General features: G+C 69.7%; 18 protein-coding genes and 1 pseudogene. 9 read left to right on the forward strand and 10 right to left on the reverse strand.

What is annotated here, in order from left to right; genetic code table 11:
* Positions 1–3: 3 nt before the first annotated feature.
* On the forward strand, positions 4–1,425 hold the full coding sequence (locus ACFQS9_RS01655; protein WP_378400908.1) for a phytoene desaturase family protein: 1,422 nt from the start codon (positions 4–6) through the stop codon (positions 1,423–1,425).
* Positions 1,426–1,500: 75 nt separating this feature from the next.
* Positions 1,501–2,823, forward strand: a complete 1,323-nt coding sequence (locus ACFQS9_RS01660) for a DUF222 domain-containing protein (protein ID WP_378400910.1) — start codon at positions 1,501–1,503, stop codon at positions 2,821–2,823.
* 258 nt (positions 2,824–3,081) lie between these two features.
* Here ACFQS9_RS01660 and katG read toward each other — a convergent pair whose 3' ends face one another.
* Genes katG through ACFQS9_RS01675 form a run of 3 tightly spaced genes read right to left on the reverse strand, consistent with a single transcriptional unit; the run spans position 3,082 to position 6,590 of the window.
* Positions 3,082–5,241: a catalase/peroxidase HPI gene (katG, locus tag ACFQS9_RS01665; protein ID WP_378401587.1), complete on the reverse strand. Its 2,160-nt coding sequence runs from the start codon at positions 5,239–5,241 to the stop codon at positions 3,082–3,084.
* A 16-nt stretch (positions 5,242–5,257) separates the two neighbouring features.
* Complete coding sequence (locus ACFQS9_RS01670) at positions 5,258–5,773, reverse strand: Fur family transcriptional regulator (RefSeq protein ID WP_378400912.1); 516 nt, start codon at positions 5,771–5,773, stop codon at positions 5,258–5,260.
* Between the two features lie 46 nt (positions 5,774–5,819).
* Positions 5,820–6,590 carry an IclR family transcriptional regulator gene (locus ACFQS9_RS01675; protein ID WP_378400914.1) on the reverse strand — a complete coding sequence of 257 codons (771 nt, stop codon included), beginning with the start codon at positions 6,588–6,590 and terminating at the stop codon, positions 5,820–5,822.
* Positions 6,591–6,854: 264 nt separating this feature from the next.
* Here ACFQS9_RS01675 and ACFQS9_RS01680 point away from each other — a divergent pair, with 264 nt between their 5' ends.
* Both ACFQS9_RS01680 and ACFQS9_RS01685 read left to right on the forward strand, forming a co-directional pair.
* Entirely contained in the window at positions 6,855–7,673 is an 819-nt protein-coding gene (locus ACFQS9_RS01680; protein WP_378400916.1) for an SDR family NAD(P)-dependent oxidoreductase, read from the forward strand.
* 47 nt (positions 7,674–7,720) lie between these two features.
* Positions 7,721–8,635, forward strand: coding sequence for an NAD-dependent epimerase/dehydratase family protein (locus tag ACFQS9_RS01685; protein WP_378400917.1), 915 nt, complete (start codon positions 7,721–7,723; stop codon positions 8,633–8,635).
* Between the two features lie 131 nt (positions 8,636–8,766).
* Here the strand turns inward: ACFQS9_RS01685 and ACFQS9_RS01690 are convergent, their stop codons facing one another.
* The 7 genes from ACFQS9_RS01690 to ACFQS9_RS01720 all read right to left on the reverse strand — a co-directional run bounded on the left by ACFQS9_RS01690 (position 8,767) and on the right by ACFQS9_RS01720 (position 15,609).
* Complete coding sequence (locus ACFQS9_RS01690; RefSeq protein WP_378401589.1) at positions 8,767–9,783, reverse strand: TIGR03617 family F420-dependent LLM class oxidoreductase; 1,017 nt, start codon at positions 9,781–9,783, stop codon at positions 8,767–8,769.
* Positions 9,784–9,971: 188 nt separating this feature from the next.
* Positions 9,972–10,850: a citryl-CoA lyase gene (locus ACFQS9_RS01695; RefSeq protein WP_378400920.1), complete on the reverse strand. Its 879-nt coding sequence runs from the start codon at positions 10,848–10,850 to the stop codon at positions 9,972–9,974.
* Positions 10,847–12,097, reverse strand: a complete 1,251-nt coding sequence (locus tag ACFQS9_RS01700; RefSeq protein WP_378400921.1) for a CaiB/BaiF CoA transferase family protein — start codon at positions 12,095–12,097, stop codon at positions 10,847–10,849. Before ACFQS9_RS01700 ends, ACFQS9_RS01695 begins: the two co-directional genes overlap by 4 nt.
* Positions 12,094–12,870 carry an IclR family transcriptional regulator gene (locus ACFQS9_RS01705; RefSeq protein WP_378400923.1) on the reverse strand — a complete coding sequence of 259 codons (777 nt, stop codon included), beginning with the start codon at positions 12,868–12,870 and terminating at the stop codon, positions 12,094–12,096. Before ACFQS9_RS01705 ends, ACFQS9_RS01700 begins: the two co-directional genes overlap by 4 nt.
* An 86-nt stretch (positions 12,871–12,956) precedes the next feature.
* Positions 12,957–14,243, reverse strand: a complete 1,287-nt coding sequence (locus ACFQS9_RS01710) for an RNA polymerase sigma factor (protein ID WP_378400925.1) — start codon at positions 14,241–14,243, stop codon at positions 12,957–12,959.
* Positions 14,244–14,257: 14 nt separating this feature from the next.
* The gene (locus ACFQS9_RS01715; protein ID WP_378400927.1) at positions 14,258–14,677 is read right to left on the reverse strand and encodes a YciI family protein; all 420 of its coding nucleotides are present in this window, start codon (positions 14,675–14,677) and stop codon (positions 14,258–14,260) included.
* A gap of 170 nt (positions 14,678–14,847) precedes the next feature.
* Positions 14,848–15,609, reverse strand: a complete 762-nt coding sequence (locus ACFQS9_RS01720; protein WP_378400929.1) for an IclR family transcriptional regulator — start codon at positions 15,607–15,609, stop codon at positions 14,848–14,850.
* A gap of 68 nt (positions 15,610–15,677) precedes the next feature.
* Here ACFQS9_RS01720 and ACFQS9_RS01725 point away from each other — a divergent pair, with 68 nt between their 5' ends.
* The 5 genes and pseudogenes from ACFQS9_RS01725 to ACFQS9_RS01745 all read left to right on the forward strand — a co-directional run.
* The gene (locus tag ACFQS9_RS01725; RefSeq protein WP_378400931.1) at positions 15,678–16,502 is read left to right on the forward strand and encodes a 2-keto-4-pentenoate hydratase; all 825 of its coding nucleotides are present in this window, start codon (positions 15,678–15,680) and stop codon (positions 16,500–16,502) included.
* Positions 16,499–17,443, forward strand: a complete 945-nt coding sequence (locus ACFQS9_RS01730; RefSeq protein ID WP_378400933.1) for an acetaldehyde dehydrogenase (acetylating) — start codon at positions 16,499–16,501, stop codon at positions 17,441–17,443. The genes ACFQS9_RS01725 and ACFQS9_RS01730 overlap by 4 nt, the downstream gene beginning before the upstream one ends.
* Positions 17,440–18,471, forward strand: coding sequence for a 4-hydroxy-2-oxovalerate aldolase (gene dmpG, locus ACFQS9_RS01735; RefSeq protein WP_378400935.1), 1,032 nt, complete (start codon positions 17,440–17,442; stop codon positions 18,469–18,471). Before ACFQS9_RS01730 ends, dmpG begins: the two co-directional genes overlap by 4 nt.
* 179 nt (positions 18,472–18,650) lie before the next feature.
* Positions 18,651–19,727 (forward strand): metallophosphoesterase, encoded by a 1,077-nt coding sequence (locus ACFQS9_RS01740; protein WP_378400936.1) that lies wholly within the window; start codon positions 18,651–18,653, stop codon positions 19,725–19,727.
* Between the two features lie 77 nt (positions 19,728–19,804).
* Positions 19,805–20,203 (forward strand): annotated as a pseudogene (locus ACFQS9_RS01745) (Rieske 2Fe-2S domain-containing protein); the annotation flags it as partial.
* Between the last annotated feature and the right edge of the window lie 267 nt (positions 20,204–20,470).

Raw genomic sequence — 20,470 nt, forward strand, 5'->3', positions numbered from 1 at the left:
CCCGTGAGCACCGCGGTCGTCGTCGGCAGCGGGCCCAACGGGCTCGCCGCCGCGGTCCACCTGGCCCGCCACGGCGTCGAGGTCCAGGTACTCGAGGCCGGCGACACCATCGGGGGCGGCACCCGCTCCGCGGAACTGACCGTTCCCGGGCTGCTCCACGACGAGTGCTCCGCCATACATCCGATGGGCGCGGGGTCGCCGTACCTGCGGACCCTGGACCTCGGGCGGTACGGACTCAGCTGGCGGTGGCCGGACATCGACTGCGCGCATCCCCTCGACAGCGGCGAGGCCGGACTCCTGCACCGCTCGGTCGACACGACGGCCGCAGGCCTCGGTGAGGACGGTCCCCGGTGGCGGCGCATGTTCGGCGGGCTCACCGACGGTTTCGACGACCTCGCGGCCGACCTGATGCGACCGATCACCAACCTTCCGCGACATCCGCTCAAGCTCATGAGCTTCGGACCCCGGGCACTGCTGCCGGCGACCGCGCTCGCTCGCTGGTGGCGCACCGACAAGGGCCGCGCGCTGTTCGGCGGTGTCGCCGCCCACACCTACTACCGGCTCGATCGCCCCGCGACCTCGGCGGTCGGGTTGATGATCACCGCGGCGGGTCACCGATACGGCTGGCCGGTGGCCGCGGGAGGCTCGCAGTCCATCGCGAACGCACTGGCCGCCATGCTGACCGATCTGGGAGGCACGATCTCGACGGGGACGCGGGTCCGCAGCTGCCGGGACATCCCACCCGCCGACATCGTCCTGCTCGACCTGGCCCCCTCCGTCGCACTCGACATACTCGGCGACCGGCTGCCGTCGCGGGTCGCCAGGGCGTACCGCCGATACCGGCACGGGCCCGCGGCGTTCAAGGTCGACTTCGCCATCGAAGGCGGTGTGCCGTGGGCGAACCCCGACTGCGGGCGCGCCGGGACCGTCCATCTCGGTGGCGGTTTCGACGAGATCGCCGACGTCGAACGCGCCGTCGCAGCGGGCCGGATGCCGACGCGGCCCTTCGTCCTCATCGGACAGCAGTACCTCGCCGACCCCGGCCGTTCGAACGGGAGCCTGCACCCGCTGTACGCGTACGCCCATGTCCCGCACGGATATACAGGCGACGCCACCGAGGCGGTCGTCGCACAGGTCGAACGGTTCGCTCCCGGGTTCCGCGATCGCATCGTCGCGACGGTGAGCAGCGGGCCTGCGCGGCTCGCGGCCTCGAACCCCAACTATGTCGGCGGCGACATCATCGGCGGCGCCAACACCGAGACTCAGGTGGTCCTGCGCCCGCGCATCGCCCTCGACCCGTACGGCACCGGCATCCCGGGCACCTACCTGTGCTCCGCATCCACCCCTCCCGGCGCAGGCGCGCACGGCATGAGCGGCTACAACGCCGCCCAGGCAGCACTGCGCTACCTCCGACGACAGGGCTGAGACGGCCGGTGAGTGTCCGGCAATCACGGCGAGACGGGCCTTTTCATCGAACACACGTTCGAGTAGAATTCGGTCATGGATCTCGCCGAGATGATCGCCGACCCCCGAGGAGTGGCGGCCTGGCAGCTCGATGAGCGGGAACTCCTCGCACTCGTACCGGAGCTGTCCAAACGAATGCGACAACTCGAGGCACTGCGCACCCGCCTGTCGCGGGAAGTGATCACCCGGTCGGCCCTCGACAGAATCGGGGCCTCGTCCGCGCAGGCCTGGCTGGCCGGATCCTCGAAGCTGGTCAACGCCCACGCCAAGCGAATCCTGTCGGTCGGAAACTGCCTCGAACGATTCCCTGACGTCGGCCGGGCTTTCGACGCCGGTGACATAGACCTGCAGCAGGCGCGGACGATCATCGACCTACTCGAGAAGATCCCCGACTACACCGCCGACATCCGAAACAGCGCCGACGGTGGTGTATTCGACGACCCTGCCGCCGAATGCACCCGCCAGTGCACCGACCATCTGCTCGCCCACGCGGCCCGCGAGAATGCCGAGGACACCACCAAGCGCGCTGCCGCGCTGACGAACATGCTCAAGCCGGACGGCGCCCTACCGCCGGATGACGAAAACGACAGACTCAACGAGTTCTTCGCCTCCCGCACGGCAGGCGGACGGGTCCGCGTCAAGGGCCACTTCGACAAGACCACCGGCGAACAACTCATGACCGCGCTCTCGGCGTTGTCGAAGCCGCAGCCCGGCCGCAACAACGTCACCGGCGATCCCGAACCCGACCAGCGTTCCGCACCGCAACGCCGAGCCGACGCCTTCGCCGACATCATCCGCCACTACCTCGACAGCGGCGACGCACCCGGCGAAGGCGGGGAGAAGCCCCACATGACGGTCATCGTCGGTCTCGGAGACCTCGCGAACGCGACCCGAAAGACACACGGCGACAACGATCGCGATGGCAGCTCCGTGCACAGCGACGAAGAGCCCGGGACCCGCGACGAGGACGAGATCGAGTCCGGCAACGCCAGAGGTGGCGTCGCCACCGACGCGGCCGGACCTGACGAGCGCTCCTTCATCCGGAGTGGGCCGGCTGGGGGTCCCCCCTGGACGAAGTCCTTGGGGGCGATGCCTTGGCTAGGACCGATCAGCACCCGCCTGGCGAACCTGCTCTCCTGCGACGCGTCGATCACCCCGATAGCGATGGACGAGGATGGCAACCCTCTCGACGTCGGACACACCACCCGAACCATCCCCCGCCGGCTTCGCCGCGCCCTCGACGCCCGCGATTGCGGTTGCGCCTTCCCGGGGTGCGGTCGCCCAGCCGCCTGGACCGACGGCCACCCTCCCCCAAGCACTTCGTGCAGGGCGGTGCCCCCATCCGTCACTGGCCCTTAGGAGGAGCGACCAAGCTCTCAAATCTGGTGCTGCTCTGCCGTTTCCATCACACGCTCATCTACAAGGGTGAATGGGAAGTCTTCATCGGCGAGAACGGACACCCGTACTTCGTTCCCCCGTACTGGATCGACGTCCAACGAAGACCGGTCCCCGCCCACAACCGCAGTCAACTACCCCTCGCCTGCTGAGACGCCACCCGAGCACCGCCCCGGACCACGACCCCGAAATCGGGGCCGCGATCCGAGGCGGCCTGGTCCGTCAGGCGAGGTCGAACCGGTCCAGGTTCATCACCTTGTCCCACGCGGAGACGAAGTCCGCCACGAACTTCGGCTGCGCGTCGTCGCTCGCGTAGACCTCGGCGAGCGCCCGCAACTGCGAGTTCGAACCGAAGACGAGGTCGACGGTGGTGGCCGTCCACTTGACCTCATCCGTGCCGCGAGCGCGGCCCTCGTAGACGTTCTCGGCCGCCGCCGATGCCTTCCACTCCGTGCCCATGTCGAGCAGGTTCACGAAGAAGTCGGTGGTCAACGTCTCGGGCCGGTCGGTGAGGACGCCGTGCGCGGACTGCCCCGCGTTGGCGTTCAGTGCGCGCATCCCACCGATGAGAACCGTCATCTCCGGAGCGGTCAACGTCAGCAGGTTCGCCTTGTCCAGCAGCAGCCGCTCGGCGGGCAGTTTCTCCCCGGCGCGCAGGTAGTTGCGGAACCCGTCGGCCCTGGGCTCGAGCACCGCGAACGCCTCCACGTCGGTCTGCTCCTGGGCGGCGTCGGTGCGGCCCGGGCTGAACGGGACCGTGACGTCGTGCCCGGCGCCGCGCGCCGCCTGCTCCACCGCCGCGCAACCCGCCAGGACGATCAGGTCGGCCAGCGAGATCCTCTTGCCATCGGAGCGACCACCGTTGAAGTCATCCCGGATCCGTTCGAGGGTCTGCAGCGACTCCGCCAGCCCGGCCGGGTCGTTGGAATCCCAGTCCTTCTGCGGGGCAAGACGAATCCGCGCCCCGTTGGCACCGCCGCGATTGTCGGTGCCGCGGAAAGAGGCAGCCGACGCCCATGCCACACCGACCAGCCGGGGAATGGACAGCCCCGAGCCCAGGACCGTGGCCTTGAGCGCGGCGATCTCGTCCGGCCCGACCAGGTCGTGATCGACGTCGGGGACGGGGTCCTGCCACAGCTGCGGCTCCGCAACCCACGGGCCGAGATAGCGCGAGACCGGCCCCATGTCGCGGTGCAGCAGCTTGTACCAGGCCTTGGCGAACTCCTCGGCGAGCTCCTCGGGGTGGTCCAGCCAGCGACGGGTGATGGGCCCGTAGACCGGGTCGAGCCGCAGCGACAGGTCCGTCGTCAGCATCACCGGGCTGTGGGACTTCGACGGATCGTGGGCGTCGCGGACGGTGCCCGCCCCGCCGCCGTCCTTGGGAATGTACTGCCACGCCCCGGCCGGGCTCTTGGTCTTCTCCCACTCGTAGCCGTACAGGGTCTCGAGGAAGCTGTTGTCCCACCTGATCGGGGTGGGCGTCCAGGTGCCCTCGAGGCCGCTGGTGATCGCGTCCCCACCGACGCCGGTGCCGAAGGAGCTCTTCCAGCCGAGGCCCTGCTGCTCGATCGGCGCGGCCTCGGGCTCGGGCCCGACGAGGTCGGCCGGTCCCGCGCCGTGGGTCTTGCCGACGGTGTGGCCGCCGACGATCAGTGCGGCGGTCTCGACGTCGTTCATCGCCATCCGGCGGAAGGTCTCGCGGATGTCGACGGCCGCGGCGAGCGGGTCCGGGTTCCCGTTGGGCCCTTCCGGATTCACGTAGATCAGGCCCATCTGCACGGCACCGAACGGGCCGGTGAGCTCCCGGTCGCCGGTGTAGCGCTCGTCGCCGAGCCAGGTGTCCTCCGGGCCCCAGAACACCTCGTCGGGCTCCCAGATGTCCTCGCGGCCGAAACCGAAGCCGAACGTCTCGAACCCCATCGATTCGTAGGCGCAGTTGCCGGCGAAGATGAGGAGATCCGCCCAGGAGAGCTTCCGGCCGTACTTCTGCTTGACCGGCCAGAGCAACCGCCGCGCCTTGTCGAGGCTCGCGTTGTCGGGCCAACTGTTGAGGGGGGCGAAGCGTTGGGCGCCCTCGCCACCACCGCCACGGCCGTCCGCGATGCGGTAGGTGCCCGCCGCGTGCCAGCTCATCCGGATGAACAGCGGCCCGTAGTGTCCGAAATCGGCGGGCCACCAGTCCTGCGACGCCGTCATCAGCTCGATGACGTCCCGTTTCAGCGCGTCCACATCGAGCGTCGCGAACTCCGCCGGGTAGTCGAAGTCCTCGCCCATGGGGTTGGACAGCGGCGAGTGCTGATGGAGAACCTGCAGGTCCAGCTGATTCGGCCACCAGTCCCGGTTGGTCCTGGGCCGGTGCTCCTGCGGGGTCGGGGAGCCCATTGCCGGGCATTCGCTTTCACTGTTGGACACGACGGTCCTTCCTTCCGGGAGTGGGTGAATCGGACTGCGATCGCGAACCTGGTCGCGAAACCTGTGCTGCCGAGCAGTCACGGCACGATCCCCAGTAGGTGACCTCGGCCTCCTCGACGACGAAACCGCTGTCGCCGGGCGCGGTCAGGCAAGGGGCCGCGCCGACCGCACAGTCGACGTCGGCGATGACACCGCAGGTACGGCAGACGAAGTGGTGGTGGTTGTCGCCGACGCGGGCCTCGTACCTGGCGGCGGTGCCTGCCGGCTGGATCCGCCGCACCAGGCCCGCGTCGCTGAGTGCCTGCAGCACGTCGTACACCGTCTGGCGGGAGACCTCGGGCAGGACGGCGCGCACGGCTCCGAGAATCGTCTTCGTGTCGGCGTGCGGGTGCCGGTGCACGGCCTCCAGCACCGTGGCCCGGGGACGGGTCACGCGAAGCTCGGCCGTGCGCAAATGCGCTGCGTATTCCCTCGTGGAGGGCACCTCAATACAATGGCGCATCGTTCTGGATTCGGTCAAGAGTGAGGCGAATCCAAACCCGATTGCGCTACCCGAGGGTCTCCCTGATCCGCCGCACGGCGAGCGTGAGGGCCGGGGCGAGAGAGTTCAGGCGGTCCGGGTCGACATGCCCGCGAAGGGAAAGGCAGGCCATGTACACCGGCTCGCCCTCACCGTCTCGAACGGCCATGCTCACCGCCGACTCGCGGTGTTCGTGGTGCCCGAACATCAGCGACAACCCATGACGGCGACGGATCGTGAAGAGCTCCTCGTGCAGAGCGCCGAGATCGACCCCCTGATCTCCCCGCCCGCCGTAGAGCGCATCGACCTTCTCGATCGGCAGCGTCGCGAGCACCGCTTTGCCCTCCGGCGTCCGATGCGCGGGGACCCGTCCCCCGACGCGGGTGTGGATCGCCGGCGCGCAACGCCCGCCGACCTTGTCCAGATACACGAGGTCGGTTCCCTCGAGCACGGCGAGGTGCGCGATGAGCTTGGTCGTCATGTGCAGGTCGTGGAGATGAGGCGCGGCCGCCGCTCGCAGATCGTCACGTCCACCGTGTCCGCTCAACGCGAGCGCCCGACACCCGAGGCGATAGAGCCGGCCCGTGCGCGTGAGCCAGTGCAGCTGGGCCAGTTGTTCCAGGATGCGATGTGTGGTCGATCGGGGCAGCCTCGTCCTGGCCACGACATCCTCCGCTCGCAGGTGCGACGAGGGCCCATCGAACGCGCCGAGTATCAAAGTCAGGCGCGCCGCGTACGACGGATCGGCGGCGTTCATCCCCGCGGGCGGCCGCATACCGGCGATATCTTCGGTTTGCATAGGGCTCCTATCCGGGTACGGCACCCATTCTGTCAAATGCGCGACACCGCGGCGTCGGCCCCAAAAGCGGCACGCGCCAGGCGAAAAAGCCTCCCGGTCAGCGGTCCACCACCTTGCCCCGCCACGCTTTCCGTGCTCAGGGGAGGCATCGCCGAGCAGCGGACCCACCGTCTCGGCCACGTGTCCGGCGAGCCGGACCAGGGACTTCTCACTCATCGAGAATTCTTCGTGGTCGAGGGCGGACGCCCGGTGTGAGATGAGGGCATGTCACACCGAGCGGCTTTCACCCCTGGCGCGATGCTGACCGGACGGCGCGCCGTCGTCACCGGCGGCGCCGCCGGTATCGGCGCCGCCATCGCGCGCAGCTTCGCCGCGCACGGCGCCCACGTCCTCGTGGTCGACATCGACCCCGTCGGGGCCCTCGACTACGACCCCGCCGCGGGCGGGCACCTGCACGCGATCGAGGCCGATGTCTGCGCGCAGCAGGTGCACCCCGCGCTGCTCGAACACCGGCCCGACATCCTGGTCAACAACGTCGGTCACTTCCTGCGTCCGCCGCAACCCTTCACCGCGGACACCACCGAGCAGTGGTCCCGGCTCCACGAGGTCAACCTCGGCCACGCTCTGCGCCTGACACACGCGCTGCTGCCGGGGATGACCGGGCGTGGACGCGGCGGCTCGATCATCAACCTCACCACCGTGGAGGCGCACCGGTCCATTCCCGGCCACACGGTCTACTCGGCGTACAAGGCGGCGCTGATGCAGTTCACCCGCTCGCTCGCGGCCGAGGTGGGACCGGCGGGCATCCGGGTCAACGCGGTCGCCCCGGACCTCATCGACTCGGCACAGGTGCCCTACGACGACATCGTGCCCGCCGAGGATCTGCCGCTGTGGCCCAACTGGTCCCCCCTCGGAGGTCCCGGTCAGCCCGAGGATGTCGCGGGCGCCGCGCTGTTCCTGGCCTCCGACCTGTCCCGCTTCGTCACCGGCGGCACCATCCACGTCGACGGCGGCACCCATGCCGCCGGGGGCTGGGTGCCGCGCGCCGGCGGCGGCTGGACCAACCGCCCCCGCAACCCCTGACGTTCCGTCGCTCGATTCATCGGTTCAACTTCGAAAGGTCCATTGCAGTGAAGATTCTGATCATCGGGGGCACCGGCATGATCGGCGCCCACGCCGCCCTCCATTTGCGCGATCGGGGCAACGACGTCACCCTGGCCGCCCGCGGTCCGATCGCCGATGACTCGCCGGTCGCAGACTTCCCGGTGTTGGTCGGCGACTACACGGTCCCGTCCTTCACGCTCGAGCAGCTGTCGGGGTTCGACGGCATCGTCTTCGCCGCCGGCCAGGACGTACGGCACAAGGGCGCCGGCGTGGACGACGGCCCGTTCTGGGAGGCAACGCAGAGCGTAGGCGTCCCGCGATTCGCGGCCCTCGCCAAGGAGGCCGGTGTTCCTCGTTTCGTCCAGATCGGGAGCTACTATCACCAGCTCCGCCCGGACCTGGCCGCCGGCAACCCGTACGTGGCCGCCCGGCAGGCCGCCGACGAGGGTGCCCGCGCCCTCGCCGACGAGTCCTTCAACATCTCCACCCTGAATCCCCCCTCCATCATCGGCGCCGTCCCCGGTGCGTCCGCCAAGCGCTATCGCCGGATGATCTCGTGGGCGGCGGGAGACGAGCCCGGAATTCCCGACTTCGCCCCCGCCGGCGGGACGAACTACATGTCCGCTCGTTCGTTGGCGGAGGCCATCGGGGGTGCCCTGGACAATGCCGAGCCGGGCGCGGCATACCTTGTCGGAGACCAGAATCTGTCCTTCCGCGAGTTCTTCCAGATGCTCGTGGATGCCGCGGGCGGACATCGGGTCATCGACGAGCGCGACGAGGAACACCCGCTGCTGCCCGACGCGTTCATCGTCCAGGGCCGCGGCAACACCCTCGCCTATGAGGTCACCCCGGAGGTCACCGCCCGCCTCCGATACACGCGGAACGACTGTGCTCGTGCGGTCGAGGATCTGGTTCGGGTGGTACGAGCCGCATCCCTCTGATCCATCCGACCCGGTATTGCGGCGGTCCTGTCCGCGGGTGCGGTCGGGACCGCCGTGTGCTCGGGGTGGTCAGCTGGGCCGATCGGGAGTCACCACCGCGACTCCCCGGTCCACCTCCACGGACACCCCGCTCACGGCCGCGCCGCCTTCACCGCCGAGATCAACTCGGCGACATGGCTGTCCGACACCGGGTAGCCCGGGAAGTAGCAGCACACACGGTCCGCGTGGTCGCCGAATCGAGCAACGATCTCCGCCGCGCACTGCTCGGGGGTGCCGTGCACCGCGAGGGTGGCCATCATGTCGCCGTCGATCAGCTCCGCCATCGCGGCGAACTCGCCGCGCTTGGACAGCACGTTGAGTTCCGGCTGCACGTCCGCCCACCCCTCGACCTCCAGCACCGGCCGATACGCCGGGGTGGAGCCGTAGAACGCGAGCAGGCCCCGCACTCCCCGCGCCGCCGCGTCCAGCTCCTCCGGGGTGCGGCCGGTCGCCACGATGACCTGGGGGTAGATCGCGAGGTCCGATCGTGCACGTCCGCCGAGCTCGAGGCCCTCCTCGATCGCAGGCAGGGTCCGTTCCCGGAAGTGCCTGGCGCTGTTGAAGGGCATGACGAGCAGGCCGTCGGCGACCTCGGCGGCCGCCCGCGTCATCAGCGGGCCCAGCGCCCCGAGGCAGATCTCCGGAGTCCCATACGGATTGGGGCCCGGGTTGAACGTGGGGGGCATCAGGGTGTGCGTGGTGAACTCGCCCTCGAACCTGAGCGGTGCCCGGCCCTCCCACGCGGCGAATATCGCCTTGATCGCGAGCACCGTCTCGCGCATGCGGGCGGCGGGCCTCGACCACTGTGCACCGTACCGGCGCTCGATGTGCGGCCTGATCTGTGAGCCGAGGCCCAGCCGGAACCGTCCGCGGCTCAGGGTCTGTAGATCGTTGGCGATGTGGGCCAGATGCATGGGGCTGCGGGGCAGCGCGATGGCCACGTTCGTCATCAGGTCCGCCTCGACCACGCCCGACGCCGCGACGAGCGGTACGAACACGTCGTGGGGTCCCTCGAATGTGAACAGCCCGTCCGCGCCGAGCGAAACGAGCTCACGCGCCCGCGCGGCCGCGTCCTCGAGTCGGCCGTCCAACTGCACGTCGACCTTCATCGCGGTGCGGCACCGAGTCTCATACTTCACTATTACATAGCGACTCGTTACGTGCGTCTGGTCGTCCATCTCCCCGCCGACACCGCCACCGCCGCGGCGCTCGACTCCCTGATGGGCCGCCGCCCCCTGCGGGCTGCGCGCGGTCTCGAGTTGACGGACGCCTTCTTCGCGTTCACCGGAGTCAGGTGCTATTCACCCAGCGGCGCAGGGTGTTCGGCATCCTGGCCTCGATCCACTGCCCGTTCACCCGGGCCGGTGTAGGCGGCGAGCAGAGGGGGCGGCATCGGCCCTTTGATGCGGCGCCCGCCCTCGTGCTCTTCCCAGGAGTGTGCCAGGATCCCGACCGATCGGGACAGGATGAACAGGCCGCGGGCCAGTTCCGGCGCGAATCCGAGCTCGGCGTAGATGACCGCGGTGGCCCCGTCGATGTTCATCGGCACGGGTCGGGTATGTCCTTGCGCGAGTTGATGTTCGACCTCTACGGCGATGGCCAGATGGTGTCCGGGAACCGTGCCGAGGTCGACGTGACGCTGCACCGCGGCGAGCAGGGGGTCACGGCGGGGGTCACGCGGGTGGAAGCGGTGCCCGAAACCGGGCACGTGGCGATCGCCGGAACGGAACTCGTCGAGGGTCCGTCGCACGGCCCGCTCCAGGTCCGCACCGCCGAGGGTGTTCCGGCGGATGCCGTCGAGGACCTCCATGCACTGTTGCCCGGCGCCGCCGTGGCTGTCGCCGAGCAATCCCACCCCGGTGGACATGGCGCCCTGCAGCCCCACACCGCAGGTCGCGGCCATACGGGCCGCGGCGATCGACGGAGCCTGTGGCCCGTGATCGACCGCGGACACCAGGGCCTTCTCGAGCAGCGAGGCCTGCGCACGCGTCGGGAGGTCGCCCCGCACCATGAGCCAGATCGTGTCGACGAATCCGACCCCGTCGATGAGCTGCTCGACGGGATAGCCCCGCAGACGGATGACGCCCGGCTCGATGTCGCTGACCGCGGTGGACCACCAGTCGACGACCTCACGGGTGCTGGTGTGCGACAGCGCGTCGTCGCGTGCGCCGCTCATATCGCGTGATCCTCACGGAGACGATCGATCTCGGACCGACCGAAGCCGGCCTCGGCGAGGACTTCCTCGGTGTGCTCCCCCAGCTTCGGCGCGCGCGACGTGGGCGACACCGCGTGTCCGTCGACATGGGTGGGAAGTCCGAGAACCCTGACGGTGCCGCCGCCTGCGGCCGGGGACTCGACGGTGGCCACGAGTCCGCGACCCGCGATCTGCTCCGAACGAAGAGCTTGGGGCACCGAGACCACGGGGGCTGCGGGGACACCGCCGCCCAGGAAGATCTCGTCCCATTCCGCGGCGGTTCTCGCCTTGAGGGATGTTTCGAGTTCCGCACGCAGCACGTCCCTGTTGCGCTTGCGGTCTTCGCGGGTGGCGAAGCGCGGATCGTCGACGAGTTCGGGGCGCGCGAGGATTCGGCACAGGATCTCGAATTGTTCCTGCTTGTTCGCGGCGATGTTGAGGGCGCCATCGGCGGTGCGGAACGTGCCGGACGGCGCCGAGGTGATGTTCTCGTTCCCCATGGGGGCCGGTTCCCGACCGGCGATGAGGTGGTCGGAGACCACCCATCCCATCGAGCTGAGGGCGGCGTCGAGCATCGAGGTGTCGAGGAAGGCCCCCTGTCCGGTGCGTTGCCGGCGCACCAGCGCCGAGGACACGGCGAACGCCGCGGCAAGGCCGCCGAAGCTGTCGCACACCGGGTAGCCGACCCGCAGGGGCGCGGTGTCGCGAGTGCCGGTGACGGACATGATGCCCGACAGTCCCTGAACGACCTGGTCGTAGGCGGGCCTGGTCCGCATGGGCCCGTCGGCGCCGAATCCGGAGACCGCGCAGTACACCAGACGGGGATTGATGGAACGCAGTCGGTCCCAACCGAATCCGAGCCGCTCGAGCACCCCGGGCCGGAAGTTCTCGAGCAAGACGTCGGCACCGGCCACCAACTTCTCGAACACCTCCTTGCCGCCGGCGGTCTTGAGGTTGACCGTGACAGAACGCTTTCCGCAGTTCTGCGCCAGGAAGGACGTCCCGAGGCCCTCGCTGCTCAACTCGGCGCTGTCGCCGAGCCTGCGGGCGAGATCACCGGTGCCGGGCGCCTCGATCTTGATGACGTCGGCACCCATGAGCGCGAGCTGATAGCCGGCGAACGGCCCCGCGAGGACGTTCGTCATGTCCAGGACGCGGATGCCCGCGAGCAATCCGACGCCCGCCTGAGGATCGACGTTCTCGATGTCGTGCTCGCGCCTTTCGTTCACAGGAACGCCTCCACACTTCCCAGGCCGACGCTGCTGATCTCTGCCGCGGCCCCGGTGACCGCCTCGACATAGCGGCCCACCCGATCGGCGGTGAAGCGCGAGGTGGGACCGCCGACGGACAGCGCCGCCAGCACGCGTCCGTCGGCCGACAGGATCGGTGCCGCGACGGCCGACGCGCCGAGTTCGCGATCACCATGGGTCACCGCGTACCCCGCTGCCCGGATGGCCGCCACGTCGCGGCGAAGCGAGTCGGCGTCGAGGTCCGGGCGACGTTCGGAGAGTTGACGCAGGACCGCCTCGGGCGCTCCGCCGAGGAGCACCTTGGCGGCAGCGCCGGTCTCGAGCGGGTAGGGGACGCCGGTCCTCACCACGCTGCGCACGGTGGCGGTTCCTTCGACCTGCGCGATCGAGACCCTGCTGAGGTTTTGGCGAACGTAGACGTTGACCGTTTCACCGCACGCGTCGACCAGGCGGGCCATGACGCGCCGGGCATCCGCACCGACTTCCCACAGCGACCGCGCGAGATCCACCCAGCGGAGGAAGCCGGCGCCCGGGCTGTAGCTGGAATCGCGCCGATCGACGATGAGGCCGAGCCCGTCCAGGGTCGCCAGGACCCGCACCGCCGTGGTCTTCGGCAGGTCGGTCAGCGCCACGATCTCGCGCAACGTGCGACTCGGATGATCGACGTCGAACAATCGGAGCACGTCGACCGCCCGGGCGATGCTGCGCACCCCACCGTCCACTGTGCCCGCCGCCGGTCCCGCCTCGGCCATACCTCAGACTAGACCGCCAGCCGGTTTCACAGAACCATTCTGCGGGTTGAGCTGGCACCGCATTCCCGACCGCCACCCCCGAGTCGTCAGGTGAGGGCGGCGAGCTTACGTTCCAACACCGCGCGCTCGCGCTCATTGGCACACAACCGAACCGCGAGCCCCAGTTCGGTGCGCGCCTCGTCGGTGCGTCCCATGCGGGTGAGCAGCTCCCCGCGAACGGTCGGCAGCAGATGCGAGTTCGACAGCTCCCCGGCCGCCGCCAGCCCGTCCACGATCGGCAGCGCAGCGGCCGGTCCCTGGGCCATGGAGACCGCCACCGCCCGGTTGAGGTCGACGACCGGCGACGGTGCGAGCCGGCCGAGCGCCTCGTAGATGAGCACGATGCGCTCCCAGTTCGTCTCCTCGACCGACGTTGCGACGGCATGGCATTCGGCGATCGCCGCCTGCAGGCCGTAGGCGCCCAGGCCCCGGCCGACCCGTCCCGCACGGGCCAGGGCCGCTCGTCCCCGCAGGATCGCGGCGCGATCCCAGCGGCGCCGGTCCTGATGCTCGAGCAGCACCGGCTCGCCGTCCGGACCGGTGCGGGCGGGGAAGCGCGCCGCGGTCAGCTCGAGCAGCGCCAGCAGGCCGTGGGCCTCGGGCTCCTCCGGTACGAGCCGGGCCAGCACCCGGGCGAGGCGCTGCGCCTCGCTCGCGAGGTCCAGCCGGATGAGATCGCCACCCGAGCTGGCCGAGGACCCCTCGGTGAAGATCAGGTAGACCACGCCGAGTACCGAGCCGAGCCGTTCGGCGCGCTCCCGGGCCGTCGGCACCTCGAACGGCACCCGGGCCGCCCCCAGGGTCTTCTTCGCCCTGGTGATCCGGGCCTGCACCGTCGCGGTCGGGACCAGGAACGCCTTGGCGATCTCGTCGCTGGTCAGACCGCCGACCACCCGCAGGGTGAGCGCCACCCTCGCCTCCCGCGACAGCACGGGGTGACAGGAGATGAACATCAACGCGAGCACGTCGTCATCGATCTGGTCCGGATCCCACAGCACGTCCTCGGCCTCCCGAGCCGGGTCGGCGGGCCCACTCCCGGAGACGGCGCCTCCCTCGTCAAGGTCGCGCGCGAGGGAGGCGTACCGCTCGTCGAGGGCGGAGCGCCGGCGAAACGCGTCGATCGCGCGGCGACGGCCGACGGTGAGCAGCCACCCCGCGGGGTTGCGGGGAACGCCCTCGCGCGGCCAGGCCACGAGCGCCTCGGCCAGCGCCTCCTGGGCGAGGTCCTCGGCGAGCGCGAAGTCGCCGGTGTACCGCGCGAGCGCACCGACGATCCGCGCGGACTCGATTCGCCAGACGGCGGCGACGGCCTCACGACCCGTGGGATCGGCCATCGCCGTTCGCCCGGTCAGAGCTGGCCGGTGGCCTCGCGCCACGCCCGCTCCTTCTGGATCCACTCGTTGTCCTGCGGGAATTCGTCGATCGTGGTGACCCGACGGATCTCGGTCTTGAAGCCCGGGCCGGTGATGGGCGAGCGCTTGGCCCACTCGATGGCCTCCTCCTTCGAGGCCACGTTGAGGATGTAGAAACCGCCGAACAGCTCCTTGGTCTCGCCATACGGACCGTCGGTGACCACCGGCGGCTCGGAGGAGAAGTCCACGACCACGCCCTCGGCGGAGTCGTCGAGGCCCTCCGCGGCAAGCAACACGCCGGCCCGGATCATCTCGTCGTTGTACTTCCCCATGGTCTCCAACATCTCGTCGAAGTCGGTGTCCATCATTCCCGCGAAGGCCTCGTCGGTGGCGCGCATGACCAGCATGAACTTCATGGTTGTCTCCCTATGTGTCCGGGTCCCTCTCGGACCCTCTCATCCATAGGTCGAACGGGGAAGGCGCCGGATCGACACGCTCACGAAATTTCTTTTGCGGCGATCCACATGCGGGCACCGCCGAGGCGGTCGACTCGACTCTTCGTCCCGCACACCGGCGCCCCGCCGTGCTACCGGAGCCGCTCCCGGCGGGCCAGGGTGCTGCCCAGTCCCGCGGCCGCTGCCCGCACGGCACCGACCTGACTCTCCGGGCGAAAACGGCCGGTCGGCCCGGTGACGCTGATGGCCGCAAGCGGCTCGTCCCCCTGCCCGAGAACCGGCACGGCCACGCAGGTGATGCCGAGCGCGGATTCCTCGTGCTCGAAGGCCACCCCGGTCTCCAGCACCCGCGTCAGCTGACGGCGCAACAGCCCGGGCGCGACCACGGTGTGCGCGGTGCGCCGGGCCATCGGCGTCGACAACACTTCCCGCTGGACCTCCGGAGCGGCATGGGCGAGGAGCACTTTCCCGATCGCGGTGCAGTACAGGGGTATCCGTCCGCCGGCACGGGAAGGGGACTTCGCCTGGTGGTGGCCGCCGATCTTCGCGATGTACACGACGTCGTGGCCCTCCCGCACGCCGAGGTGCACGGTCTCGTGAGTGCGCTCGCACAGGTCCTGCAGAAACGGCATCGCCACCTCGAGCAGGCTCCGTTCGAGCGATGCCCGCATCCCCAGCTCGAACAGGCCTCCGCTCAGTCGGTAGCCACCGTCGAGACGGTCGAGCAGTCGGTTCGCGACGAGGTCGCCCGCGAGTCGATGAACGGTCGCCTTGTGCAGACCCGTGCGACGGACGAGTTCGGCGAGGGTGAGCACCTGGTCGTCTGCTCGGAAGGCACGCAGGATGGTCACCGCTTTGCCGAGCACGGTATCGAGGTCCGCCGTCTCCGCCACCGAAACAGTGTATCGCTGAGTGAGACGCCATCCTGGTTCAGGGAGCCGCCGGCCGACACAGTGGTGGCATGAATCAACCCACGAACTCAGTTCCGGCGCGAGAGGCCGACACCGTCACTGCGGCGGACCGTCTCGTGTCCGCCGCGGCCGCGGGTGTGCCCTGCGCGCCGATCAGGGACCTGATCGGCAGCGACGACCTCGTCGCCGCGTACGCGGTGCAGAACCGCGTCAACGCCCTCCGAGAGGAGGCAGGCGCCACCGTCGTGGGCCGCAAGATCGGCCTGACGTCGAAGGCGGTCCAGCAGCAGCTCGGCGTCGACCAGCCGGACCTCGGCGTGCTGTTCGCCGACATGGAGTACCCCAACGGCGGCGACATCCCGATGAGCCGGCTGATCCAGCCCAAGATCGAGGGCGAGGTCGCGTTCGTGCTCGCCGCCGACCTGGTCGACGGCCCGCTGGACGCGGCGCAGGTCCGCGGCGCGATCGAGTACGCCGTCGCCGCGCTGGAGATCTGCGACAGCCGCATCGAGAACTGGGACATCCGCTTCGGCGACACCGTCGCCGACAACGCCTCGTCCGGCGTGTACGTCCTCGGGACCGAGCGCCGCACCCTCGACGAGGTCACACCGGTCGACGTCGTCATGTCGATGGCCGTCGACGGCCAGGAGGTCTCCTCCGGCAACGGCGCCGCCTGCCTCGGCGACCCGATCGAGGCCGTGGTGTGGCTCGCCCGCACGGCCCGCGACCTCGGCCAGCCGCTGCTCGCCGGTCAGGTGATCCTGTCCGGCGCCCTCGGCCCGATGGCGACCGTCGCCGCCGGCAACACCGTCACCGTCACCGTGTCCGGTCTCGGCACCGTGACCGCCCGTTTCGTGGGAGAGAAGGAAGCATGAGCAAAGTCAAGGTCGCGATCATCGGATCGGGCAACATCGGCACCGATCTGATGATCAAGGTGCTCAACCATTCGGAGTACCTGGAGATGGGCGCGATGGTCGGCATCGACCCCGCCTCCGACGGTCTGGCACGGGCGGCGAAGCTCGGCGTGCCGATCACCGCGGAGGGTGTCGAGGGCCTCGTCGCGCTGCCGAACTTCGACGAGATCGAGATCGTCTTCGACGCCACGTCGGCCAAGGCGCACGTCGCGAACGATGCGCGTCTGCGCCCGCTCGGCAAGCGCATGATCGACCTCACCCCGGCCGCCATCGGCCCGTTCGTGATCCCCGCGGTCAACGGCGACGACCACCTCGACGCCCCGAACGTGAACATGGTGACGTGTGGTGGCCAGGCCACCATCCCGATGGTCGCGGCCGTCTCCCGGGTTGTCCCGGTGGCCTACGCCGAGATCGTCGCGTCGATCGCGTCGAAGTCGGCGGGCCCCGGCACCCGCGCCAACATCGACGAGTTCACCGAGACCACGTCCGGGGCGATCGTGTCGGTCGGCGGCGCCAAGCGCGGCAAGGCCATCATCATCCTCAACCCCGCCGAGCCGCCGCTGATCATGCGCGACACGGTCTTCTGCCTCGTCGACGCGCCGGACCCGGCCACCCACGACGAGATCCGCCAGTCCATCGAGAAGATGGTCGGCGACGTCTCGGCCTACGTGCCCGGCTACCGGCTCAAGCAGCAGGTCCAGATCACCGAGATCCCCGCCGACCAGCCGGTCGAGACGCTGGTCGTCGACGGCAACCGCCCGACCCACCAGGTGTCGATCTTCCTCGAGGTCGAGGGCGCCGGACACTACCTGCCCGCCTACGCCGGCAACCTCGACATCATGACCTCCGCCGGACAGCAGATCGCGGAGCGGATCGCACAGAAGAAGGAAGCCACCCGATGAGCACCAACCCCACCATCTTCGTCCAGGACGTCACCCTCCGGGACGGCATGCACGCGGTGCGCCACCGGATCTCGCCGGAGGACGTCAAGCGCATCGTGACCGCCCTCGACGCCGCGGGTGTCGACGCCATCGAGGTCGCGCACGGTGACGGTCTCGCCGGCGGGTCGGTGAACTACGGTCCCGGCTCGAACACCGACTGGGAGTGGATCGAGGCCGCGGCGGACTCCATCAAGAACGCTCGGCTGACCACGCTGCTGCTGCCCGGCGTCGGCACCATCGAGGAGCTCAAGCACGCCTACAAGCTGGGTGTGCGGTCGGTGCGCATCGCGACGCACTGCACCGAGGCCGACGTCTCCGCGCAGCACATCGAGACCGCCCGCGAGATCGGCATGGACGTCTCGGGCTTCCTGATGATGAGCCACATGGCGCCCGCGGAGGAGCTCGCGAAGCAGGCCAAACTGATGGAGTCGTACGGCGCGCACTGCGTCTACGTCACCGACTCGGGCGGACGCCTGACCATGGGCGGGGTCCGCGAGCGGGTCCGCGCCTACAAGGAGGTCCTCAACGAGGGCACCGAGATCGGCATCCATGCCCACGAGAACCTCTCGCTGTCGGTGGCGAACAGCGTCGTCGCGGTCGAGGAGGGCGTCTACCGTGTCGACGCGTCCCTCGCCGGGCACGGTGCCGGCGCGGGCAACTGCCCGATCGAGCCGTTCATCGCGGTCGCCGACCTGTACGAGTGGAAGCACGGCTGCGACGTGTTCGCCCTGCAGGACGCGGCCGACGACATCGTCCGTCCGCTGCAGGACCGGCCGGTGCGGGTGGACCGCGAGACCCTGACCCTCGGCTATGCCGGTGTGTACTCGAGCTTCCTGCGGCACGCGGAGACGGCATCGGCCCGCTACGGCATCGACGTGCGCACCCTGCTGCTCGAGGCGGGCAAGCGCAAGCTGGTCGGCGGCCAGGAGGACATGATCGTCGACATCGCGCTGAACCTGGTTGCGGAGCGGGAGCGCGAAAGCGCCTGACATCACGCAGCTCGGGTGTCGTGACCCTGCGGTCACGGCACCCGAGCTGCGTTCTTCTGCCGTCGACCGAATTCCGCGTGAACACTCGGTGATTCCCGGCCCCCAGAGTTGAACAGCTGTCCACGTTCGGGTTTGCTCTAGTCGGTGCGCGCATCGACGAGACGAACGAGGACATGCTGATGGAGTTCGACGGAATCAACCGACGCCGGTTCCTCGCCGGCGCTGCCGCCGCGGGGGCGACCGTCCCGCTCACCGCGATGTCGTCGGCGCCCGCAGCGGCCGTCCCGGCCCCGGCCGGGACGGGAAAGTTCGCCTTCCCCACCGAGTCCGCGCTGCGGGTGCTGGTCACCGGTGACGCCGGAACCGGCACGCGGGCGCAGTGGGCGGTGGCCGACGCGATCCGCGATCTCCATCGCCGCGAGCCCCTCTCGATGGCGCTCGGGCTCGGCGACAACATCTACGAACTCGGCCCCAACGGCGATCAGGACGTCCAGTTCGCCTCGAAGTTCGAGGACCCGAACCACGGGCTCGACTTCCCCTGGGTGATGGCGCTGGGCAATCACGACAACAGCGCCATCTTTCCCGGCGACGGGGGCTGGCTGCTGCGCGGCGATGACGAGGTCGACTACCACCACCGCTCCCGGCGGTGGTGGATGCCCAGCCGGTACTACTCGGTGCGCGTGCCCGAGCAGAACCCAGTCGTCGAGTTCTTCGTCCTCGACCTCAACCCGCTCGCCGCCTATCTCCCGCCGGTGCTCGCCCCGTACTGGGCTCCCGACGGACAGTTCATGAACGAACAGCGGGCGTGGCTCGACGCGGCGATCGCCTCGTCGACCGCGAAGTGGAAGGTCGCCTGCGCCCATCACCCCTACCTGAACAACGGCTCCCACGGCGACGCGGGCGCGTACGACGGGATCCCGCTCGAGCCCATGAACGGTGTGCACGCGAAGCGGTTCTTCGAGGAGCACGTGGTCGGCCGCTGCCAGTTCATCCTCTCCGGGCACGACCACTCGCTGCAGATCCTCGAACCGACCATCGAGTCCAAGGGCACCCGGCAGATCGTCTCCGGGGCCGCGGCGAAGAACAACCACGGCAAGGCCGGCCCGCAGGTCGGCCGCAGGAATCTGTTCCAGAACTTCACCGACGTCGGTTTCATGGTGATGGACCTCGCCGCGGACGCCGTCACCGTCCGGGTCTACACCGTGGACATCGCCACTGCGAAGGCGACGCAGGCGTTCGAGCGCCGCCTGGGCTGAACCGCCCGCCCAGTGGTCCCTCCCCCTTGCCTCACGGCCACCACCCTGCGAGGGTCGCCGGGCCCGCCGCCGTGACGATGCACCGGCGGCGGGCGCCTAGCCCGAACGAGAGGGGACCGACCGTGACCGCCGTCGACGGAACCGACGAGGTGCAGGCCCGCTTCAGCCGCGGATGGCACCGGCTCGGCGTGGCCGAGGACTTCCGCGACGGCAAGCCGCACTCCGTCGAGGCGTTCGGCACCAGGCTGGTGGCCTTCGCCGACCGCAGCGGTGAGATCAAGGTTCTCGCCGCCCGATGTCCGCACATGGGCGGCGACCTCGGTCACGGAGTCGTCACCGGAGACACGATCGACTGCCCCATCCACCACTGGCGCTGGGACGGAGACGGCCGGTGCACGGGCGGAACCCCGCGCCCGACGCCCACCCGCGCGTGGACCACTCGCGAACGCGACGGGCTGCTGTTCGTGTGGCACGATCCGGCAACCGACGCGGCGGGCCACCGCCGACCCGACCGATCCCGGTAGCAGGAGGGTCGGCCGCCAGGCCAGATTCGCGGGGCCTCGCCACACCACCGGTGGTGTCGCCGTGGCTGCCGGTGGTGTCATCCCGCCCCGGCTCTCCCGGAAGTGCTTCACCGTGGCGCATCGCCACGCTCGCCCGCAGGGGCCACAGAAGGCTGTGACCTGCGCATTCATCTACCCTGCGCCAGATTGACACCACCACGCCACCAGTATGACGCCCAA

Source organism: Rhodococcus daqingensis (assembly GCF_042665615.1).
Classification (GTDB): Bacteria; Actinomycetota; Actinomycetes; order Mycobacteriales; family Mycobacteriaceae; genus Rhodococcus_G; species Rhodococcus_G daqingensis.

What these genes read in the sequence shown, in the direction of transcription:
- ACFQS9_RS01725 (WP_378400931.1), top strand. Translation starts at nt 15,678, where the DNA reads ATGAATCAACCCACGAACTCAGTTCCGGCGCGAGAGGCCGACACCGTC.
- ACFQS9_RS01660 (WP_378400910.1), top strand. Translation starts at nt 1,501, where the DNA reads ATGGATCTCGCCGAGATGATCGCCGACCCCCGAGGAGTGGCGGCCTGG.
- ACFQS9_RS01690 (WP_378401589.1), bottom strand. Translation starts at nt 9,783, where the DNA reads ATGAAGGTCGACGTGCAGTTGGACGGCCGACTCGAGGACGCGGCCGCG.
- ACFQS9_RS01705 (WP_378400923.1), bottom strand. Translation starts at nt 12,870, where the DNA reads ATGGCCGAGGCGGGACCGGCGGCGGGCACAGTGGACGGTGGGGTGCGC.
- ACFQS9_RS01680 (WP_378400916.1), top strand. Translation starts at nt 6,855, where the DNA reads ATGTCACACCGAGCGGCTTTCACCCCTGGCGCGATGCTGACCGGACGG.
- ACFQS9_RS01710 (WP_378400925.1), bottom strand. Translation starts at nt 14,243, where the DNA reads ATGGCCGATCCCACGGGTCGTGAGGCCGTCGCCGCCGTCTGGCGAATC.
- ACFQS9_RS01730 (WP_378400933.1), top strand. Translation starts at nt 16,499, where the DNA reads ATGAGCAAAGTCAAGGTCGCGATCATCGGATCGGGCAACATCGGCACC.
- dmpG (WP_378400935.1), top strand. Translation starts at nt 17,440, where the DNA reads ATGAGCACCAACCCCACCATCTTCGTCCAGGACGTCACCCTCCGGGAC.
- ACFQS9_RS01740 (WP_378400936.1), top strand. Translation starts at nt 18,651, where the DNA reads ATGGAGTTCGACGGAATCAACCGACGCCGGTTCCTCGCCGGCGCTGCC.
- ACFQS9_RS01695 (WP_378400920.1), bottom strand. Translation starts at nt 10,850, where the DNA reads ATGAGCGGCGCACGCGACGACGCGCTGTCGCACACCAGCACCCGTGAG.
- ACFQS9_RS01670 (WP_378400912.1), bottom strand. Translation starts at nt 5,773, where the DNA reads ATGCGCCATTGTATTGAGGTGCCCTCCACGAGGGAATACGCAGCGCAT.
- ACFQS9_RS01675 (WP_378400914.1), bottom strand. Translation starts at nt 6,590, where the DNA reads ATGCAAACCGAAGATATCGCCGGTATGCGGCCGCCCGCGGGGATGAAC.
- ACFQS9_RS01715 (WP_378400927.1), bottom strand. Translation starts at nt 14,677, where the DNA reads ATGAAGTTCATGCTGGTCATGCGCGCCACCGACGAGGCCTTCGCGGGA.
- katG (WP_378401587.1), bottom strand. Translation starts at nt 5,241, where the DNA reads ATGGGCTCCCCGACCCCGCAGGAGCACCGGCCCAGGACCAACCGGGAC.